Origin of the sequence: Aliiroseovarius crassostreae (assembly GCF_025137635.1) — a bacterium.
Lineage (GTDB): Bacteria > Pseudomonadota > Alphaproteobacteria > Rhodobacterales > Rhodobacteraceae > Aliiroseovarius > Aliiroseovarius crassostreae.
This window is the reverse complement of record NZ_CP080772.1, coordinates 348,946-369,125: the sequence shown is the minus strand read 5'-3', so window position 1 is coordinate 369,125 and position 20,180 is coordinate 348,946. Positions and strand designations below refer to the sequence as shown.

At 60.5% G+C, this 20,180-nt stretch carries 20 protein-coding genes; 7 read left to right on the top strand and 13 right to left on the bottom strand.

Features of this window, described 5'->3' with window-relative positions; all coding sequences use genetic code 11:
* Positions 1 to 22: 22 nt before the first annotated feature.
* On the top strand, positions 23 to 1,096 hold the full coding sequence (locus K3J57_RS01815; protein ID WP_259797716.1) for a YeeE/YedE family protein: 1,074 nt from the start codon (positions 23 to 25) through the stop codon (positions 1,094 to 1,096).
* Between the two features lie 120 nt (positions 1,097 to 1,216).
* Here K3J57_RS01815 and K3J57_RS01810 read toward each other — a convergent pair whose 3' ends face one another.
* Positions 1,217 to 3,415, bottom strand: a complete 2,199-nt coding sequence (locus K3J57_RS01810; protein ID WP_259796841.1) for a primosomal protein N' — start codon at positions 3,413 to 3,415, stop codon at positions 1,217 to 1,219.
* Positions 3,416 to 3,552: 137 nt separating this feature from the next.
* On the opposite strand from K3J57_RS01810, the gene fsa reads away from it, so the two are divergent.
* The 5 genes from fsa (at position 3,553) to K3J57_RS01785 (ending at position 7,308) form a co-directional block, all read left to right on the top strand.
* A complete protein-coding gene (gene fsa, locus K3J57_RS01805; protein WP_173485776.1) occupies positions 3,553 to 4,206 on the top strand; it encodes a fructose-6-phosphate aldolase in 654 nt (217 codons plus the stop codon).
* Positions 4,207 to 4,344: 138 nt separating this feature from the next.
* Positions 4,345 to 5,052 (top strand): DUF484 family protein, encoded by a 708-nt coding sequence (locus K3J57_RS01800; protein ID WP_173485777.1) that lies wholly within the window; start codon positions 4,345 to 4,347, stop codon positions 5,050 to 5,052.
* Between the two features lie 14 nt (positions 5,053 to 5,066).
* The gene (locus tag K3J57_RS01795) at positions 5,067 to 6,017 is read left to right on the top strand and encodes a tyrosine recombinase XerC (protein ID WP_259797714.1); all 951 of its coding nucleotides are present in this window, start codon (positions 5,067 to 5,069) and stop codon (positions 6,015 to 6,017) included.
* Between the two features lie 55 nt (positions 6,018 to 6,072).
* The gene (locus K3J57_RS01790) at positions 6,073 to 6,765 is read left to right on the top strand and encodes a CDP-alcohol phosphatidyltransferase family protein (RefSeq protein WP_173485778.1); all 693 of its coding nucleotides are present in this window, start codon (positions 6,073 to 6,075) and stop codon (positions 6,763 to 6,765) included.
* 177 nt (positions 6,766 to 6,942) lie between these two features.
* Positions 6,943 to 7,308 carry a ribbon-helix-helix domain-containing protein gene (locus K3J57_RS01785; protein WP_259786130.1) on the top strand — a complete coding sequence of 122 codons (366 nt, stop codon included), beginning with the start codon at positions 6,943 to 6,945 and terminating at the stop codon, positions 7,306 to 7,308.
* An 84-nt stretch (positions 7,309 to 7,392) separates the two neighbouring features.
* On the opposite strand, the gene K3J57_RS01780 is transcribed toward K3J57_RS01785, so the two are convergent.
* The 12 genes from K3J57_RS01780 to ileS all read right to left on the bottom strand — a co-directional run bounded on the left by K3J57_RS01780 (position 7,393) and on the right by ileS (position 19,403).
* Positions 7,393 to 7,842: a molybdenum cofactor biosynthesis protein MoaE gene (locus K3J57_RS01780; RefSeq protein WP_259796837.1), complete on the bottom strand. Its 450-nt coding sequence runs from the start codon at positions 7,840 to 7,842 to the stop codon at positions 7,393 to 7,395.
* 1 nt (position 7,843) lies between these two features.
* Positions 7,844 to 8,092: a molybdopterin converting factor subunit 1 gene (moaD, locus tag K3J57_RS01775; RefSeq protein WP_055188082.1), complete on the bottom strand. Its 249-nt coding sequence runs from the start codon at positions 8,090 to 8,092 to the stop codon at positions 7,844 to 7,846.
* A complete protein-coding gene (pgsA, locus tag K3J57_RS01770) occupies positions 8,085 to 8,759 on the bottom strand; it encodes a CDP-diacylglycerol--glycerol-3-phosphate 3-phosphatidyltransferase (protein WP_259776552.1) in 675 nt (224 codons plus the stop codon). Before pgsA ends, moaD begins: the two co-directional genes overlap by 8 nt.
* 18 nt (positions 8,760 to 8,777) lie before the next feature.
* Entirely contained in the window at positions 8,778 to 10,700 is a 1,923-nt protein-coding gene (gene uvrC, locus K3J57_RS01765) for an excinuclease ABC subunit UvrC (RefSeq protein WP_259793558.1), read from the bottom strand.
* A 419-nt stretch (positions 10,701 to 11,119) separates the two neighbouring features.
* On the bottom strand, positions 11,120 to 11,917 hold the full coding sequence (locus tag K3J57_RS01760) for an SDR family oxidoreductase (RefSeq protein ID WP_259773927.1): 798 nt from the start codon (positions 11,915 to 11,917) through the stop codon (positions 11,120 to 11,122).
* Positions 11,918 to 11,936: 19 nt separating this feature from the next.
* A complete protein-coding gene (locus K3J57_RS01755) occupies positions 11,937 to 12,902 on the bottom strand; it encodes a calcium/sodium antiporter (protein WP_173485785.1) in 966 nt (321 codons plus the stop codon).
* Positions 12,903 to 12,905: 3 nt separating this feature from the next.
* Positions 12,906 to 13,082, bottom strand: a complete 177-nt coding sequence (locus tag K3J57_RS01750) for a hypothetical protein (protein WP_055188074.1) — start codon at positions 13,080 to 13,082, stop codon at positions 12,906 to 12,908.
* Positions 13,083 to 13,880 carry a S49 family peptidase gene (locus K3J57_RS01745; RefSeq protein WP_259797713.1) on the bottom strand — a complete coding sequence of 266 codons (798 nt, stop codon included), beginning with the start codon at positions 13,878 to 13,880 and terminating at the stop codon, positions 13,083 to 13,085.
* A gap of 92 nt (positions 13,881 to 13,972) precedes the next feature.
* Positions 13,973 to 14,734, bottom strand: a complete 762-nt coding sequence (locus K3J57_RS01740) for an ABC transporter permease (RefSeq protein WP_259773924.1) — start codon at positions 14,732 to 14,734, stop codon at positions 13,973 to 13,975.
* Positions 14,731 to 15,654: an ABC transporter ATP-binding protein gene (locus K3J57_RS01735; protein ID WP_259786123.1), complete on the bottom strand. Its 924-nt coding sequence runs from the start codon at positions 15,652 to 15,654 to the stop codon at positions 14,731 to 14,733. Before K3J57_RS01735 ends, K3J57_RS01740 begins: the two co-directional genes overlap by 4 nt.
* Positions 15,655 to 15,705: 51 nt before the next feature.
* Entirely contained in the window at positions 15,706 to 16,164 is a 459-nt protein-coding gene (locus K3J57_RS01730) for a methylated-DNA--[protein]-cysteine S-methyltransferase (protein ID WP_259796833.1), read from the bottom strand.
* A gap of 329 nt (positions 16,165 to 16,493) precedes the next feature.
* Positions 16,494 to 19,403: an isoleucine--tRNA ligase gene (gene ileS, locus K3J57_RS01725; RefSeq protein WP_259796830.1), complete on the bottom strand. Its 2,910-nt coding sequence runs from the start codon at positions 19,401 to 19,403 to the stop codon at positions 16,494 to 16,496.
* Positions 19,404 to 19,689: 286 nt separating this feature from the next.
* On the opposite strand from ileS, the gene K3J57_RS01720 reads away from it, so the two are divergent.
* Positions 19,690 to 20,124 (top strand): group III truncated hemoglobin, encoded by a 435-nt coding sequence (locus K3J57_RS01720; RefSeq protein WP_259793555.1) that lies wholly within the window; start codon positions 19,690 to 19,692, stop codon positions 20,122 to 20,124.
* The last annotated feature ends 56 nt before the right edge of the window (positions 20,125 to 20,180 follow it).

Sequence of the window (20,180 nt, the reverse complement as noted above, 5' to 3'; positions counted from 1 at the left end):
CAGAGGTCTCACTGCCACCATGATCAACATTGTTCCCCTGATGGACCGTATCGGAGAAAGCCCCACCGCCGCGCTGTTCGGCCTGATCACCGGGATCGTGTTTGGCGTGGCAGCGCAGCGGTCGCGATTTTGTCTGCGGGCGGCCACGGTGGAATTTGCCCGGCGGACCATGTCCTCCAGCGTGGCGATCTGGCTTCTGACCTTCTCAACCGCCGTGGTCTGGGTGCAAGGCGCCGCGATGCTTGGGCTCTTGCGCACCGAAGACGCGCGGATGATGGCGGTGACCGGCAGTTGGTCGGGCGCAATCATTGGCGGGCTGATGTTTGGGGTCGGCATGGTGCTGGCACGGGGATGTTCGGGTCGGCTTCTGGTGCTGGCCTCCACCGGGAACCTGCGATCGGTCATGTCGGGGATGCTGATGGCGATTGTGGCGCAGATGTCACTGCACGGCTATCTGGCGGATACCCGCACCTGGCTGGCGTCGCTCTGGATGACCAAGGGCGGCACCAATGTGAACCTGTTGACACTTATCGGCCTGCCCGAGTGGTTTGGCCTTTTGCTGGGGCTGTGCACGGCGGTGCTGGCGCTGGTGCTGGCGCGGCGCTCAAACCTTGGCGCACGGCGGCTGATCTTCGGCTCCGGCGTGGGCTTTGCGGTGGCGCTGGGCTGGGTCCTGACCTTCCAGCTGTCACAGGCGGCTTTTGATCCGGTCACCGTGACCTCCGCCACCTTCACCGGCCCCTCGGCCAATACGCTGATGTTTTTCCTCACCTCGGACCCGGTTTTGGAATTTGACGTGGGCCTTGTGCCCGGCGTGGTGATCGGCGCCTTTGCCGCAAGTTACCTTTCCGGCGAGTTCAAGTTCCAGGGCTATGAGGGCGAAGCCGTGATGCGCCGGTCGATGACGGGCGCGGTGATGATGGGGTTTGGCGGGATGCTCGCCGGGGGCTGCGCGATTGGCGCAGGCGTGACCGGCGGGTCGATCTTCGTCGCCACCGCCTGGCTTGCGCTCCTGTGCATGTGGATCGGGGCAATCATCACCGATTATCTGGTCGATCAACCCAAAGGTGGCAGCGTGGCGCAACCGGCGGAATAAGGGCGTCCTTTCCCTTATTTTCTGGTCACAAATATCCTGGGGTGAGGACCCGCTGCCAAAGCGGGGACGAGGGGCAAAGCCCCTTCCCTCCGGCAACAGTTCTGCGGCCTGCGGTTGCCCTCAATAAAAACTCTGCGGATCGATATCGACCTGAATGCGCAGGTCGCCTTTGACCGGAAACTGGGTAAGCCATTTGCGGATGGCACTCTGAATAGGCGCTGTTTTATCCGCCTTGATCAAGAGCCGCACCCGATGCCGTCCCCGCACGCGGGCGATGGGCGCAGGCGCGGGGCCATAAAGCTGCGCACCGATTTCCTGCAGCGGCTGGGTGCGCCGCGCCATCTCAGTGCCAAGGTCAAACACCGCCTGCACATCGGTTGAGGACAGCACAATCCCGGCCATGCGCCCATAAGGGGGCACTCCGGCATGGCGACGCTCGCCCGCTTCGGCGCTCCAGAATTTCTCTTCATCGCCTGACAGGATTGCGCGGATCACCGGGTGTTCGGGCTGAAACGTCTGCAAAAGCGCGGTGCCGCGTGCTTCTGATCGCCCGGCGCGGCCAGCCACTTGGCGGATCAGCTGGAACGAGCGTTCGGCGGCGCGCAAATCGGACCCTTGCAGGCCAAGATCCGCATCAATCACCCCCACCAGTGTCAGTTTGGGAAAGTTGTGCCCCTTTGCCACCAGCTGCGTGCCGATGATGATATCCGCCTCGCCGGCCGCAATCCGCTCGATCTCGGCCTTCAGCGCGCGGGCGGATCCAAACAGGTCCGACGACAGCACCGCGATACGCGCCTCCGGGAAGGTCGCGGTGACTTCTTCGGCGAGGCGTTCAACCCCCGGCCCAACCGGCGCGAGTTTGCCTTCAACCTCACAGTCCGGGCAGACCTCCGGCATCGGTTTCGTCTCACCACATTGATGGCAGACCAGCCGTTTCTGGAACCGGTGTTCCACCATACGCGCATCACAATGATCACAGCCGATCTGGTGCCCACAGGCCCGGCAGATCGTGACCGGCGCATAACCGCGGCGGTTGATGAACAGAAGCGATTGCTCACCTTTTGCCAGCCGCCGTGTCACCGCCCCCCTGAGCGCAGGCGAGATCCAGGAGTTTGACGCAAGCTCTTCGCTGCGCATGTCGATCGCCCGCATCTCGGGCAGGACGGCAGGGCCATAGCGGCTGGTCAGGTCAATGCGGTTGTATTTCCCTGCCTCGCAATTGGCCCAGGTTTCCAGCGACGGCGTGGCCGAGGCCAGCACCACCTGCGCCTCCACGATCGAGGCGCGCAGCACCGCCATGTCGCGGGCCGAGTAAAGCACCCCGTCTTCCTGTTTGTAGGAATTGTCGTGTTCTTCATCGACGATGATCAGGCCAAGGTCGCGAAATGGCAGGAACAGGGCGGACCGGGCGCCCACCACCAGCTGCGCCTCCCCTTCGCCCACCATGCGCCAGCAGCGCCTGCGTTCGGTCATGGTCACGCCGGAATGCCATTCGGCAGGGCGCGCGCCAAAGCGTTCCTCGACCCGTTTGAGAAACTCGGCTGTCAGCGCGATTTCCGGCAAGAGCACCAGCGCCTGACGGCCCTTTTTCAGGCACGCCGCCACCGCCTCCATGTAAACTTCGGTCTTGCCCGCCCCGGTCACGCCCCGCAAAAGCGTGGTGCCATAGCGGCCAGACCTCACCCCGTCGCACAGCTGGCGGGCCGCCGCCGCCTGATCGTCGGTCAGGGTCTTGCCGGGTTTGAGCGGATCCAGGAAGGGATAAGGCAAATCGCGCGGCGCATCCTCTTCACGCAGCGCCCCCAATTTCACCATGCCTTTCACCACCGAGGCCGACACATCCGCAAGCCCCGCCAGTTCTGCCTGCGTGAACGCCGCCCCCGGATTGTCATCCATCGCGGCCAACACCTTGGCGCGGGCATCGGTCAGCCGGTTGGGGCGAAACCCGGAGGCGCGCAGCACCTTGCGCATGGAGGGCGGATCCATCAACCCCGGCGCGCGGGTGGCCAGCCGCAGCATGTGGTTCATCGGCGTGATCGTGTAATCCCCCACACGGGTCAGGAACTGCACCATCTCGAGCCGCATCGGCGCCACATCAATCACCTTGGTGACCTTGCGCAGCTTGGCCGCATCAAAGCCCCCCTCGCCTGCCCCCCAGACCACACCCAGCACCTTGCGCGGACCCAGAGGCACCTCGACATAAGCGCCCTGGACACATCCCCCTTCCGGCGCACGATAGGTCAGGATACGGTCAAGTGGCTGGGTGGTCAGCACGCCAACCCGTTCACCTTCCCTGAAATGCCGCACATCCATGCTCATGGGGATCACCTGCCCTTGTCCCGGTTGCCGTGAGGGGTTTCTGCCCGTCCCTTTCTGCGCTATGAGAGCGGCAAGAACAAGCCACCCGGCCCAGAGGTTCGCAGAGATCCGGGCCAAACCATCTTAAGGAAACGTGCATGAAATTCTTTGCCGATACCGCCGACATCGACGCCATCAAGGAACTTGCCGCCACCGGCATGCTGGACGGCGTGACCACCAACCCCTCGATCATCAAGAAATCGGGCCGTGACATTATCGAAGTCACCAAGGAAATCTGCACCATCACCGATGGCCCGGTGTCAGCAGAGGTTACCGCCACCGACGCAGAGACCATGATCGCCGAAGGCCGCAAACTGGCGCAGATCGCAGACAATATCGCGGTGAAAGTGCCGCTGACCTGGGACGGGCTGAAAGCCTGTAAAACCCTGTCGGACGAAGGCACCATGGTAAATGTTACCCTGTGCTTCTCACCCAACCAGGCACTGCTGGCGGCCAAAGCCGGCGCCACCTTCATCTCGCCCTTCATTGGCCGTCTGGATGACATCGCACTGGACGGGATGGAGCTGATTGCAGATATCCGCACCATCTATGACAATTACGGGTTTGAAACCCAGATTCTGGCCGCGTCGATCCGCAATGTGAACCACATGAAGGATTGCGCCATTGTCGGCGCCGACGTGGCCACCGCGCCCCCGTCGGTCATTCAGGCGATGGCAAAACACGTGCTGACCGACAAAGGTCTGGACGCGTTCCTGGCCGATATCGCAGCGGCCGAGATCAAGATCCTCTGAGACCGGGATCGAAAAACATGTCGCGGTGGGGCCACGGCCCTGCCGCTTTTACGGTATTTTAACCAAAAACATGCGGTAATGGCCGTGCGTTTCGTGTATACACACGGGAAAAGATAAACAAAAATACCTGAGGCAGTGATGGCGACTTCTCTTTCCATTGCGGATGATTTGCGGGAGGCATTGATCTCTCGACCCGAAGTTATTCTGGATGATCAGGATCTTATGCGCGCGCTGATTGCAGCGAATGAACGCGCGATGGGATCAAACATCGTGGATTTGCGCGGTGTCGCAATGGAACGGCTGGAAACCCGGCTGGACCGGCTGGAAGACACCCATCGCTCCGTCATTGCCGCTGCTTATGAGAACCTCGCAGGGATGAACCTGATCCATCGCGCCGTGCTGCGCATGCTGGATCCGGCAGATTTCGAAGATTTCATGATGGATCTTGGCGGCGAAGTGGCCGATATTTTGCGTGTCGACGCGGTGCGACTGGTGCTGGAAACGGTGCAGAGCGAAAAGAACGCAGCCGTGCAGAAACTGGGCCAGGTGCTGGCCACAGCCCAGCCCGGCTTCATCGACGACTACCTCGGCACATCGCATGACCAATCCGGCCGCACCGTGTTCCTGCGTCAGATCCAGGAACAAAATCCGGCCATATACGGCGAAAGCGGTTATTGGGTGCGGTCCGAGGCCTGCATCCGCCTTGATCTGGGCCATGGTCGTCTGCCCGGTATGCTGGTGCTAGGGGCCGAGGACCCGCATCAGTTCAAACCGGGGCAAGGCACCGATCTTCTGCAATTCTTCGGCGGGGTGTTTGAACGGGCAATGCGCCGCTGGCTGTCGTGAGTGACCCTGCGGTCATGATCTCCCCCGGTGCGCGGGACGCGCTGGAGGGGTTTTTGACCCACAAACGGGCGCTGGACGGGGCTTCCGACAACACGATTTCGGCCTATCAGACCGACCTGATCGGCTTTCTGTCCTTCATGGCCGCCCATCTGGGCGGACCGCAGGGACGGGCCGCCCTTGCCAATGTCACCCTGTCGGACATGCGCGCCTGGATGGCGCATGAACGCGGACGCGGCGTCGCGGCACGGTCGCTGGCCCGCGCGCTGTCTGCGGTGAAAAGCTTCTATCGCTGGCTGTCCGACCGGGACGGGTTTGATGCCACCGCCGTTCTGTCCGTGCGCAGCCCGAAATTTTCCAAAAAACTGCCCCGACCGTTGCCGGCGGAGGCCGCGAAAGCGGTGCTGGATCTGGTTGGCGACCAGGCCCGTCAGGACTGGGTCGGGGCACGGGACATTGCCGTGGTCACCCTGCTATATGGCTGCGGCTTGCGGATTTCCGAAGCCCTTTCTCTGACCGCAGCAGACGCCCCGCTGGCCGAGGTGCTGCGGATCCGCGGCAAGGGTGGCAAGGAACGGCTGGTGCCGGTGCTGCCAGCCGCCCGCGACGCGGTGGAAACCTATCGCCGCCTTTCCCCCCATGCGGAAACGCCGGAGGCACCGCTGTTTCGGGCAGTGCGCGGCGGGCCGTTGCGGCCAAGGCAGGTGCAGAAAGTGATGGAACAGACCCGTCTGCAACTCGGTCTGCCTACCAGCGCCACACCACATGCGATGCGTCACAGCTTTGCCACACATCTTCTGAATGCGGGCGGCGATCTGCGCGCCATTCAGGAACTTCTGGGCCATGCCTCTTTGTCGACCACCCAGGCCTATACGGCGGTCGACACCACCCGCCTGATGGAGGTTTATGAGGCGACCCATCCACGGGCCCGCCCATCTGCCCGTTCAGCGGCCCGCTCATCAGACTGAGACAATCTCAACCTTCCCCCTTTCTTCCAGCCCGCTTTTCCGGCACAAGGGCCGCATGGATATTCGTACAAAAGCCCTGCTCGTCCATCTGCTCACCGCCACCGGTGCCGTTTTCGCCATGCTGGCCATGCTGGCTGCGGTGGATGAGAAATGGGGGCTGATGTTTGTCTGGCTTGTCGTGGCCTTTGCCGTGGACGGGATCGACGGTCCGCTGGCGCGCCATTACGAGGTCAAGGTCAATGCGCCGCAATATGACGGGGTGTTGATGGATCTGATCATCGACTATCTGACCTATGTGTTCATCCCGGCCTATGCGCTGTTCAAATCGGGGCTGATGCCCGGCTGGACCGGCTGGGTGGCGATCATTGTGATCACCTTCACCTCGGTTGTGTATTTTGCGGACACCCGGATGAAAACAAAGGACAATTCCTTTTCCGGCTTCCCCGGCTGCTGGAATATGCTGATCATTGTCCTGTTCGCCACCGAGCCCAGTTTCTGGCTGATGCTGGGGCTTGTTGTCACCCTTGCCATCGCCATGTTCTTTCCGCTGAAATTCATCCACCCGACCCGGACAAAACGCTGGCGGAGCGTCAGCCTTCCGGTGGCGCTGGCCTGGACCTTTTTTGCTGGCTGGGCCGCCTGGGTGGAGTTCCATCCGGAAAGCTGGGCCCATTGGGGGCTGGTCTTGACCTCGATCTACCTGTTGGGGGCGGGGATTGCGCAACAGATCATTCCCGAGCGCAGCTGACGCCGGGCCGGCGGCGGCCCGATCCACGATGATCTTGCCCCTATTTATCCCTTCCTGTTCCGGGTCGGGAAACGCCCCAGCGTAAAAGCAGATTTCTCCAGTCGCTTTGCAAACAGTTTGGTGTAAAATGCCACCAGTCGAGAGACGTGATTTTTGGTTTCAGGTCGGAGGTCCCCCATGTGCCGTCTGTTTGTCGGAGCTGACACATCCTTTTGGGAAAGCAACACCCGTGTGTTCCGCGTGGACGGGGCGCTTTTGTCGCTTGAGATCGAGAACTTCTACTGGGACGTGCTGGACCGGATTGCCCGCCGGGACGGAATGAATACTGAGCAGCTGGTCAACACGCTGTATTTCGAAGCGATCGACGCCGATCATACCGAGGGCAGTTTCGCCTCATTCCTGCGGGTATGTTGCGGCCGCTTTCTGGACCTGCTGCAGAAAGGCGAAATCCCGGACGATGATACGCCGATCCGGGAACTGGATGCGGATGCCATTCTGGAGCGCGAAAATCAGCCCCGCCTGCGGGTGGTGCACGAAGCTTGAGCCTCAGGTGAGGGCGTTCGGGGGCCCGCGTGCAAAAGCCCCCCTTCGGATAGCCAGCGGATCGCCAGAAGCGGGCCGCCCTGATTATTCCGACCAACGCTTCAGCGCCTCTTCATCATTCACCTTGGCATCCACCCAGGCGGTTTCGCCTGCGCGGCTAAACTCTTTTTTCCAGAAAGGCGCGCGGGATTTCAGGTAATCCATCAGGAACTCTGCCGCCTCGAACGCGGCCACCCGGTGTTTGGCGGCGGTGGCCACCATCATGATCTGGTCTCCGGGGCGCATCGGCCCATGCCGATGGATGACAAGGCAATCTGCCAGTTGCCAACGCCCTGACGCCTGATCCACCATGGCGGCAATCGCCCTTTCGGTCATGCCGGGATAATGTTCGATTTCCATCCGGTCGAGCGACCCATCATCATCTCGCACCACCCCGGTAAAGCTGACCACGGCGCCCACATCACTGCGACCGCGCCCAAACCCACGGAGTTCGTCGCTGGGGTCAAATTCTTCGGTCTGGACACGGACGGTCATATCAACCGCCTGTCATGGGCGGGAAAAACGCCACTTCGCGCACGCCGTCGAGCGGTGCGTCGAAATCCGCCAGCTCCTGATCAAGCGCCACCCGCAGGGCGGAAAGATCTTTGAACGCTTCGGCGTAACGCGGCTCCCGCGCGCGCAGTTCCTCCACCAGCTCCGCCACGGTTGCGGCGTTGGTGTCGACCTGTTCGCGCGGTTCACCCACCCGTTCGCGCACCCAGGCAAAATACATGACTTCAACCATTTTCAGGCTCCTCACGCAGGAAAGGCAGCGCCTTTCGGAAGTAATCCCAGCCGGTGATCATGGTCAGGATCCCGGCGATCCATAGAAGCGACACACCGATATAGGTCGACCAGACGAGGCCGGTCGAATAGAAATTCAGCCCCAGATCATCAGGCAAGGTGCCGGCAAAGATCTCGGCGACAATGGCTTCATCCATGCCAATGGTACGCTCCAGCAGGCTGTGTTCGAAAATCCCGGTCGAAAACAGAACCGCGATGGCCACCATCTGCACGGTGGTTTTCCACTTGGCCAGATTGGTCACTTTCAGCGCACGGGCCTTGTCGCCAAGGGTCTCTCGCAGGCCGGACACGAACACCTCGCGGTAGATGATCAGCGCAGAGGGCAGAAGGATCCACGGGGTCATGCCCGCATAGCCATTGATCACCAGAAGTGCGATCAGCACCATCGCCTTGTCGGCAATCGGGTCCATCGCGGCGCCAAACAGGCTTTCCAGTTTCCAGGCCCGCGCCAGATACCCATCAAGGTAATCGGTGATCGAAGCGACGATAAACAGGATCATCGCATACCAATCCGCCCAGGGCCGGGCGAAATAGAGGAACATCACGGGGACCAGCGGGGCTGCGATCAGCCGGGCTACGGTCAGGATATTAGGAAGTGTCCATCTCATGGCATAACCCTTAACGCGTCACGACCGGTCATGGAAGAAGGCATAGATGGTTTCGGCCAGACTTTCTGAAATTCCATCAACAGCTTTGAGGTCCTCAAGCCCCGCGCGCGACACGGCTTTGGCAGAGCCGAAATGCGCCAGAAGCGCGCGCTTGCGGGCCGCCCCCACACCCGGCACCTCATCCAGCGGCGTCGCCCCCTGTGCCTTGGCGCGTTTGGCCCGGTGGGTGCCAATGGCAAACCGGTGTGCCTCATCCCGCATGCGCTGGATGAAATAGAGCACCGGGTCGGTGCGCCCAAGCGCGAAGGGGCGCTGGCCGATGCGGTGAAATTCTTCCTTGCCATGATCCCGATCCACACCTTTTGCCACACCGACCATCGGAATGTCGGTCACCCCCATCTCCTGCATGATTTCATGGACCGCGCTGACCTGCCCGGCCCCGCCATCAATCAGCAAAAGGTCAGGCCAATGCCCCTCCTGCCGGTCGGGATCTTCCTTGAGCAGCCGTTTGAACCGTCTGGTCAGCACCTCTTTCATCATGCCGAAATCATCCCCCGGCGTGAGGTCCTCCCCCTTGATGTTGAACTTGCGATACTGGCTTTTCAAAAACCCTTCGGGACCGGCAACAATCATTGCCCCCACCGCATGTGCCCCCTGGATATGCGAGTTGTCATAGACCTCGATCCGGGCGGGCGGGGTGTCGAGGTCAAACGCCTCGGCCAGCCCTTTCAAAAGCCGCGCCTGCGTGGCGCTTTCCGCCATCCTGCGACCCAGGCTTTCGCGGGCATTGCGCTGTGCCCCGGCGACAAGTTCGGATTTTTCACCCCGCAACGGCACGGCAATTTCAACCTTGCGGCCCAGCTTCTCACTCAGCGCCTCTTCCATCAGATCCTGATCATCCAGCGGATCTGACAGGAGGATCAGGCGTGGCGGCTCTTTCTGGTCGTAAAACTGACCGACAAACGCCTGCAAAACCTCCCCCGCACTGACCGCATCACGCCCATTGCCCACACGTGGATAGAAATCACGATTGCCCCAGTTCTGATGGGCACGAATGAAAAAGACCTGCACACAGGCCTGTCCGCCATCCATATGCAGTGCGATCACATCCGCCTCCCCCACGCTGCGCGGGTTGATGCCCTGCGATTGCTGCACCTGGGTAAGGGCCTTGATCCGGTCGCGCAGGACCGCGGCCTTTTCAAACTGCATCGCCTCTGACGCCGCCTGCATCTCGGCCGCCAGATCGCCCTGCATCTTGGTGGTGCGCCCGGACAGGAAATCCTGCGCCTCGCTGACCAGCCCGGCATAATCCTCTTTCGACACCCGATCCACGCAGGGCCCCGCACAGCGTTTGATCTGGAATTGCAGGCAAGGCCGGGTGCGGCTGGCAAACATCGCATCCGAGCAATTGCGCAAAAGGAACACGCGCTGCAGCTGGTTCAGCGTGCGATTCACCGCGTCCGCGCTGGCAAAGGGGCCGAAATACTGCCCTTTTTCTTTCCGCGCACCGCGATGTTTCTTGATCATCGGAAAGTCATGATCCGTGACGAGAATGTTCGGAAAGCTTTTGTCATCGCGCAGGAGCACATTGAAATGCGGTTTCAATTGTTTGATCAGGTTCTGCTCCAGGAGCAGCGCCTCAGTCTCTGTCCTGGTGGTCAGAAACATCATCGAGGCGGTCTGGCTGATCATCCGTGCGATCCGCGCAGAGTGCCCGCTGGGCTTGGCATAGTTCGACACCCGCTTTTTCAGGTTTCGCGCCTTGCCCACATAAAGCACCCGCCCCTTTTCATCGAGCATGCGATAGACACCCGGCGACCCGTCCAGCAGGCGCAGATATGACTGGATCACCTCATGCCCGGCAGGCCTGGGTTTGGCGTCGGGGGCGGGGGTGACATCGGGCCGGTTGGTGGCACTGTCTGACGTACGATCCTGATCCATGGTGTCCTGTGCGAATCTCTTGCTGACTGCAATCTTACCGTGCGAGAGGCAAGGGAAAACATGCCCACAAAATCTGTGGATAAGTCTGAGGATTTCCTGCGCGACCGCAGGGATTTCCCTTGTTTTACACCCTCCCCTTTAGTTTGCCTATTTTTTAGGCAGTTTCTTAAGTGACTGATATTTCATGCAAAAAATATGAACATTTTGTAATGTTTTGATTTCATTGCAAAAAAGATAGTTAACGCGAGGGAAGAATTGAACGGGTGCACAACTTTGGGCTGCTCATGCAATTTCACCTTCCCTAAAGCGTTTCGGAATAAACTTGGAACACATGTTTCGCCCGAAACGCCCCCGACATTGATATCTCTTGCCGCGGTTCGATTTCTCTCTGTCTCAGGTGAAAGTCGAACCGCTTTGGGTTACTTTTCGACCCCGCGAATATCCGGCGTTTTCCAGCCAAGATGCTGGCCGCCATCCACGGCAATCACCTGACCGGTCACCGAGGGCGCATTCAGAAGATAGGAAAACGCAGCCACGATATCCATGGTTCCCGCACCACGCCCCAGCACCGTGCCCGCACGTTGCGCTGCAAAATGTGCCTCGGACTGGCGGTGCCCGATCAGGGTGGGTCCCGGCGCAATTCCGTTGACCCGCACATGGGGTGCAAGCCCCTGGGCTGCCGTCTGGGTGAGGGTCCAAAGACCAGCTTTGGCCAGCGTGTAAGTCATGAATTCCGGGGTCAGTTTCTTGATCCTCTGATCCAGCATATTCACCACCACGGCGCGCGCGACAGGTTCCCCATTTTCATCCATCACCGCCTCTGGCACCTGTGCGGCAAAGGACTGGATCATGAAAAACGGCGCCCGCAGGTTGGAATTGATGTGACGGTCCCAGCTGTCTTGCGTGGCGGTCGAAATGGTGTCGTATTCAAACACCGACGCATTGTTGACCAGCGCAGAAAGCGGGCCGCCCAAGGCCTCGGCCGCCTGCGGGACCAGCATTTCTGCCGCCCGCATATCCAGCAGGTCTGCCTGAAGCGTCACCGCGTTCCGGCCAAGGTCGCGGATCATCGCGGCGGTCTCTTCCGCCCCGTTGGCAGAGGCCGCATAATGCACCGCCACGTCATATCCCTGACGCGCCAGTTCCAGCGCCATTGCGCGACCAAGCCGGGCCCCGGCCCCGGTGACCAAAGCCCGTTTTGTCATCTGCTCTGTCATCGCGCGCTCCTGCAAAGGGTTAATGGGCCAGCACTATCGACACGTAGACCAGATAAAGCAATGTCAGAACACCGCCCCAGATCCGGCCCATATGCCATTTCCAGAACACGAAGGGTGCAAGCAGTGCGGACACGGCCAGCATCACCCAGATATCGAACTGAAGGATGCCCGGCTCAACCGGGATCGGCCCCACAAAGGACGCCACACCGATAATGGCCAGCAGGTTGAACATGTTCGACCCGATCACATTGCCCAGCGCCACCTCGGCCTGATTGCGCAGGGCCGCCATCACGGTGGTGGCCAGTTCGGGCAGGGAGGTGCCAAGGGCCACGAGTGTCAGGCCGATCACGGTTTCAGAAACCCCCATGGCGCGGGCGATATTTGTGGAGGCATCCACCAGCAGATCCGCCCCGAGAGGCAGGCCGATCAACCCGAGGATCAGGAACAGGATCACCTTCCACCAGGCCATGTCGGGGTCAGCCCCTTCGACCTCTTCATCCTCGTCACAGGGCTCTGCCTGATTTTCCTTGCACGCGCGGCGATGGCACAGCGCCTCACCAAAGGCCGAATAGAGGATCAGCCCCAGCACCGACAGCAGGATCGCGCCCTGCACCCAGGTGATGACGCCATGAAAGCAGAGGATGAAAAACAGGACCGAGGCCGCCATCATCTGTTTATAGCTTTTGCGTGTGTCACACGAACCGGTCGACAGCCCGCGCATAAGGGCGGGCACCCCCAGCACCAGAAGGATATTGGCAGTATTTGACCCCACCACATTGCCCAGCGCCAGACCGGGCACGCCTTCATGGATGGCCTGCACCGAAATCAAAAGCTCGGGCGCAGAGGTGCCGAACGCCACAATGGTCAGCGACACAATCAGCGCAGGCACGCCAAGGCGCAGAGACAGGTTCACCGCGCCACGCACCAGGCTGTCGCCTGCGAGCAAAAGAATAATGAGGCCAAGGGCCGCGAAAATCAGATCCAAGGCTCAGCCCTTTCCCCTACACTCACATCCGTTCTTCCGGGCGGATTTACCCAGAAGAAACCGCCCACACCGGGGGCATTTCATTGCGTCCACGCGGTTCTGACCGGGATAGCGGAGCTTGCCGAACATGGCCAGCACCCCCATCGCCACCAGAAAGAGGACAACAATCTTGATCACCATTTAAAGGCCAAACCGCGCATATTCCGCACGCTCCTCGATCTGGGTGATCGCGTCATTCATCAGGCGCAGGCCAAAGCGGGACAGGATCCCGCGCCGGACGCCATAAACACGGAAGCGCACCTTGTCGCCAAACCGCGCCTTCATTGTGGGCACCAGATGGCCGATCCCGTCCACCAGCCCTTTCTCGATGGCCTTGCGCCCCAGCCAGATCTCGCCGGTAAACAGGTCTTCGCCCTCCGGCAATTTGCCAGCCCGGCGGGTTTCCACCTGGGTCTTGAAATTCACGTGGATATCGTCAAGCAGCCCTTTCAGACGTTCGACATCTTCGGGGTTTTCCGGGCGGAACGGGTCCAGCTGTGATTTGGATCTGCCCGCCGTGTAAACCCGCCGATCCACGCCCAGCTTCTCGATCAGGCCCGTCAGACCAAAGCCCGCCGATATCACGCCGATGGAGCCAACAACCGAGTTTTCATCCACCAAGATCTCATCCGCCGCCGTCGCCAGCCAATACCCGCCCGAGGCGGCCACATCTTCGACAAAGGCCACCACTGGCACATCTTTTTCCGCCGCCAGCTGGCGGATGCGGGCGGCGATCAGGCTGGACTGCACCGGCGAGCCACCCGGAGAATTGATCACCAGCGCCACCGCGCTGGGTTTCCCCTTGCGAAAGGCGCGCTCGATCGCGGGGGCCATGGAGACATCGTTCAATTGCCCGCGATTGCCGCTGGCGATCATGCCCTGCAGGCGGATCACCGCAACCGTGGGCGGGCGTTTCAGGAAGGGGATCAGCTTTACCATGGGGGTGATGTAATCTGCCTGCAGGTTGGTCACAAGGGTTGAGACGGGGGGTTTCTCCCCGTCAGTGATATTTCCTGGATCGAACGCCGGGATCAACTGCGCAGCCGCCAGCCGGTGCGGAAAATCCAGCCAATGGCCAGCAGGCACGCGCTCATGAACCCGACGATGGCCACCACCGACCAGACCACCGACACGTCAGCCACGTCAAAAAACGCCCAGCGGAAGCCGGAGATCAGATAGACCACCGGATTGAACAGCGTGATGGATTGCCAGACCGGCGGCAGCATCGAGATCGAGTAAAAAGAGCCGCCAAGGAACACGAGAGGCGTGATCACCAAAAGCGGCACCAGCTGAAGTTGTTCAAAGTTTTTCGCCCAGATCCCGATGATGAACCCGAGCAAAGCAAAGCTGAGACAGGTCATCACCAGAAACGTGATCATCCAGATCGGGTGCGCAATGGTCAGATCAACAAAGAAATGCGCGGTGGCAAAGATGATCAGCCCGATCATCAGCGCCTTGGTCGCAGCCGCCCCCACATAGCCGATCACAATCTCGACAAAAGACACCGGCGCCGAGAGGAGCTCATACACCGTGCCGATGAATTTCGGGAAATAGATCCCGAAGCTCGCATTTGTCGTGGCCTGCGTCAGCACCGTCAGCATGATCAGGCCCGGAACGATGAAGGCGCCATAGCTCACCCCCTCGACCTGGTCGATCCGCGACCCGATGGCCGCGCCAAACACCACGAAATAAAGCGAGGTGGACAGGACCGGGGATATGACCGACTGTGCCAGGGTGCGAAATGTCCGTGCCATTTCAAAGCGATAGATCGCGGCGATTGCATTCCAGTTCATGCCACATCCTCCTTCACGAGGTCGACAAAGATCTCTTCAAGCGAGCTTTGCTTGGTCGACAGGTCCACCATATGCAGCCCGGCCGCGCGCAGATCCGCCAAGAGGCCGGTGATCCCGGTGCTGTTGGCCTGCGTGTCATAGGTGTAGATCAGGTGGCCGTTTTCCATGGTCACCCCCTTGCCCGCCAACGAGGGCGGCAATTCCTCGATCGGATCCGAAAGCTCGATATGTAATTCCTTGCGCCCCAGCCGCTTGATCAGCGCGTCCTTCTCTTCGATCAGCAGGATTTCCCCCTTGGAAATCACCCCGATCCGGTCCGCCATCGCCTCGGCTTCTTCGATGTAATGGGTGGTGAGGATGATGGTCACGCCAGTCTCCTTCAGACGCGCCACGATCTCCCACATGTCCTTGCGCAACTCCACATCCACGCCCGCCGTGGGTTCATCCAGAAACAGGATGCGCGGGTCATGGCACAGGGCCTTGGCGATCAGCACCCGACGTTTCATGCCGCCGGACAGGGTCATGATCCGATTGTTGCGCTTGTCATAAAGGCTGAGCAGCTTCAGGATCTCCTCAATCCGCGCGTCATCACGTGGCTTGCCAAACAGCCCACGCGAAAACCGCACCGTATTCATCACCGTCTCAAACGGTTCCAGATTGATTTCCTGTGGCACCAGCCCAATCAGGTTCCGTGCCGCTCGAAATTCGTGAACATGGTCATGCCCAGCCACGGTGATTGTCCCCGAACTCGCCGTGGCGATCCCGCAAATTATTGAAATGAGAGTTGTTTTCCCGGCCCCATTTGGACCAAGCAGGGCCAGGATCTCACCTTCCTCAATCGAAAGATCCACGCCTTTCAGCGCCTGGTGCCCGCCATCATAGGTCTTGGTCAGCCCGCTGACCTTCAGGATCTCGGCCATGATCACTCCTGTCTTCCCCATCTGCCCGTCTTTATACGCAGGCCAAAGAGATCAGATAAGCAATCCCGCAGCACCTTCAAGACGCAAAAGCTGAACTTTTGTCTCTATCCCGCCCGCGCCGGAAAACCCGACAAGCCTGCCACCGGCCCCCATCACGCGATGACAGGGAATGAGGATCGGGATCGGGTTGGCGCCACAGGCATTTCCGACCGCCTGCGCGGAATTACCGGTCAGCGCAGCAATTTCGCCATAGGTCAGGGTCTCTCCGTAAGGGATGGACGACATGGCCGCACAAACCGCCCGCTGAAACTCGGAGCCTCTGACGCGAAGGGGTAAATCGAACTGACGCAGCCGCCCATCGAAATAAGAGACAAGCTGCGCCTGCGCCTCTCGCAACAGCGGGCTCACCCCCTGGTCAGGAGCCTCCCCCCAGATCAACTGTGTGATCGCTCCGCTTTCTTCTGTAACAACAAGCGGGCCAACCGGAGAAGGACATGTGATCTGCAACATGCCCCCACCCTGCCCCACAAAACCGCCATCAGCAATCCGAAGCTTGCGAAGAAGGGGCTTTGCCCCTCGGCCTCCCTCTTCGAGGGCGCCCTCACCCCAGGATATTTCTGACCAGAAAATAAGGGCGCAGATCTTCTTCTTGCTCAAAATACTTCGGGGGAGAGCCCATCTGAAAGATGGGCCGGGGGCAGCGCCCCCAACCGGCTCACGACGTGAGCCTTCAACAGCGCCGCGCCGCAAGCGCGGCTCCGCCTGACAATGAAAGGCCATAACAGGCAATAAAAAAGGACGCGCCGCAGCACGCCCTTAATTGTGTCAGATGGCAACCATCACCCCAGCGCGCTGTTGCAGCGGCCACAGGTGTCTGGGTGGTCATGTTTGCCTACATCCGGCAGGATCTTCCAGCAGCGGCCGCATTTCTCGCCCGCGGCTTTTTCAAACACCACGCCCACGCCCTCAACTTCCGGCAGGCGGAAGGCTTCGGCGGGCAGCGGGTCATGTGTCAGCACGATCTGCGAGGTGATGGCTACATCTTCAAACGTCACGGTTTTCAGCGCATCCAGCACATCAGCGTCCCGCACATGCACCACCGGCGCGGCTTCCAGAGAAGCACCGATCACCTTGTCGCGACGCTGGATTTCCAGCGCAGCGGTGACCACACGACGCACGCGGCGGATACCGGCCCATTTCGCAGCCAGCGGTTCATCAAGCCAATCGGCGGGCGTGTCCGGCAGGTCGATCATGTGGACCGAGCTGTCATCCCCCGGGAACCGCTCCAGCCAGACCTCTTCCATGGTGAAACACAGAACCGGCGCGAGCCAGGTGGTCAGACGGTGGAACAGGATGTCCAGCACGGTGCGGGCGGCGCGGCGGTTCAGGCTATCAGCCCCATCGCAGTAAAGCGCGTCTTTGCGGATGTCGAAATAGAAGCTCGACAGATCCACGGTGGCAAAGTTGAACACGGCCGAGAACACGCCCTGGAAGTCGAAGGTCTTATACCCCTCGCGCACGGTGTGATCGAGTTCCGCCAGACGGTGCAGCACCCAACGTTCCAGCTCGGGCATATCCGCCACATCCACGCGCTCGCGCTCGTCAAACCCATGCAGGTTGCCGAGCATGAAACGCATCGTGTTGCGCAGGCGGCGATAGCTGTCGGCCACCCCTTTCAGGATTTCGTCGCCGATGCGCAAGTCGACCGAGTAGTCCGATTGCGCGACCCAAAGGCGCAGAATATCCGCGCCATATTGCTTGATCACCTGTTCCGGCGCGATGGTGTTGCCCAGCGATTTGGACATTTTCATGCCCTTCGCATCCAGCGTGAACCCGTGGGTGATCACGTTCTTATAAGGCGCGCGGCCTTTCGTGCCACAGGCCTGCAGCAGGGATGAATGGAACCAACCGCGGTGCTGGTCGGTGCCTTCCAGATACACGTCAGCAATGCCATCCTCGGTGCCATCTTCGCGGTCGCGCAACACAAAGGAGTGGGTCGAGCCACTGTCGAACCACACGTCGAGCACATCGAAGACCTGCTCATATTCCGCCGGGTCTGCCGCATTGCCGATAAAGGCTTCCTTGGCCCCCTGTTTATACCAGGCGTCGGCCCCTTCGGCCTCGAAAGCCGCTGAGATCCGCGCGTTCACATCGGCATCACGCAGCAGGAAATCCGGGTCCGTCGGCAGCGCGCCTTTTTTCACGAAACAGGTCAGCGGCACACCCCAGGCGCGTTGACGCGACAGCACCCAGTCGGGGCGCGCTTCGATCATCGAATAGAGGCGGTTGCGGCCCGCTTGCGGCCACCATTTCACCAGCTTGTCGATCGAGTTCAGCGCACGGGTGCGGATGGTTTTGCCCATCTCATCCTGCCCATCCCCCACTTCGCGGTCCACCGACGCAAACCATTGCGGCGTGTTGCGGAAGATCACCGGTGCCTTGGAGCGCCAGCTGTGCGGGTAGGAGTGGGTCACCCGGCCACGGGCGATGATGCCACCGGTCTCAACCAGTTTGGCGATCACGGCGTTGTTGGCCTTGCCCTCTTTGCCCTTGCGGTCAAAGACCTGAAGCCCTGCAAAGAACGGCACATGGGGCAGGAATTCCGATTCCTCACCCACATTATGGGTCATCCGGTCGATCCAGTTGCGCTTGACGAAACATTCATAGTCGTCGGCACCGTGGCTGGGTGCCGTGTGCACGAACCCGGTCCCGGCATCGTCCGTCACGTGATCGCCATCGATCATCGGCACGTCATAGTCCCAGAAGCCATTTGCTCCGTCGAGACCAGCGAAGGGGTGCTTGGCGATCAGGCCAGCAAACTCGCTGGCTGCCACATCCCGCACGCGGGTGAATTCAGTCACGCGGGACTTGCCCAGCGCATCCGCGGCCAGCGTGTCCGCAAAGAGGTAGAGGTCGCCCGGTTTGGTCCAGCTTTCTTCTTCGGTCGCATCAACGCGGTAAAGCCCATAGGCCACCTTGTCGTTATAGGCGACCGCCTTGTTCGACGGGATCGTCCAGGGGGTGGTGGTCCAGATCACCACGCGGGCCTCTGCCAGATCACCTTCGGCATTGGCAAACGAGAACGGCACCCAGATCGTATGCGACTTGTGGTCGTGATATTCGATCTCGGCCTCGGCCAGCGCGGTCTTTTCGACCGGTGACCACATCACGGGTTTGGATCCCTGATAGAGCGTGCCATTCATCAGGAATTTCATGAATTCCTCGGCAATCACCGCTTCCGCGTGGAAATTCATGGTCAGATAGGGGTCCGCCCAATTGCCGGTGATGCCCAGACGCTTGAACTCTTCGCGCTGGATGTCGATCCAGCCCTCGGCGAACTTGCGGCATTCCTGACGGAAATCGACGACATCCACGTCGTCCTTGTTCTTGCCCTTCTTGCGGTATTGCTCCTCGATCTTCCATTCGATCGGCAGACCGTGGCAATCCCAGCCCGGCACATACCGCGCATCATATCCCATCATCTGGTGCGAGCGCACGATCATGTCCTTGAGGATCTTGTTCAGCGCGTGGCCGATATGCAGGTGGCCGTTGGCATAGGGGGGGCCGTCATGCAGCACGAAGGGCGGGCGATTTTCGGCCTTGCCCTTCTCGCGCAGACGATCATAGACGCCGATCTCGTTCCAACGATCAAGCCAGCCCGGCTCGCGCTTGGGCAGGCCTGCACGCATCGGGAAATCGGTTTCGGGAAGGCTCAGGGTGTCTTTGTATTCTGGGGTGTCGGCACACATGTGTCCGGTCCTTTTCGGAAACTGTTCGTCTGTCTGGGGAAGGAGCGGCGCGGCAGGTCCATACGCCTTGTCCCGGCGTCTCAGTTCGCGAGCGCCGGGCAGATAATTCGAATAATGATGATCGCCTGATGGTGCATCATGGGGGCGTTATAGGGCCGCGTGCGGGCTTCGTAAAGCCATGATACCATGGCACCCTGCGCGCAATTGTCCTGCTTTCACCGCTTGGCAAGCCGCTGCGACCCGACTAATTTAGTCAGGAAACCCCAACAAAACCCGGACCTTCACGATGCCCACCCCCACAATGCCCAACCCAATGCAGCTTTTCGACATCACCGGGGAAGAGATCGACCAGGTGCTGACCCGGTTTTACGCCCGGATCCGCACCCACCCCGAACTGGGTCCAATCTTCAACGGCCATGTTGGCACCGGGGATCCGGAATGGCAGGACCATATCGCGCTGATTTCACGGTTCTGGCGCGGGGCCATCCTGCGCGAGCCGGGCTATGACGGCAACCCGATGCGCGCCCATATGCAGGCGGGCAATGTGATGGCAGAGCATTTCGACCCGTGGCTTGCGCTGTTCGAAGAGGTGGTCACCGAAGAGCTTGCCCCGCAAACCGCCCGCCCATGGATCACGCTGGCCCACCGGATCGGGCGTGGGCTGCGGTTGGGCGTCGAAGACCTCCACCGGCCAAAATCCGCCCCGCCCAGCCTGTTCTGACAGCGTCTTTTTCTTGCTGAAAATACCTCGGGGTGAGGACGCAGTCCGAGGGGCAG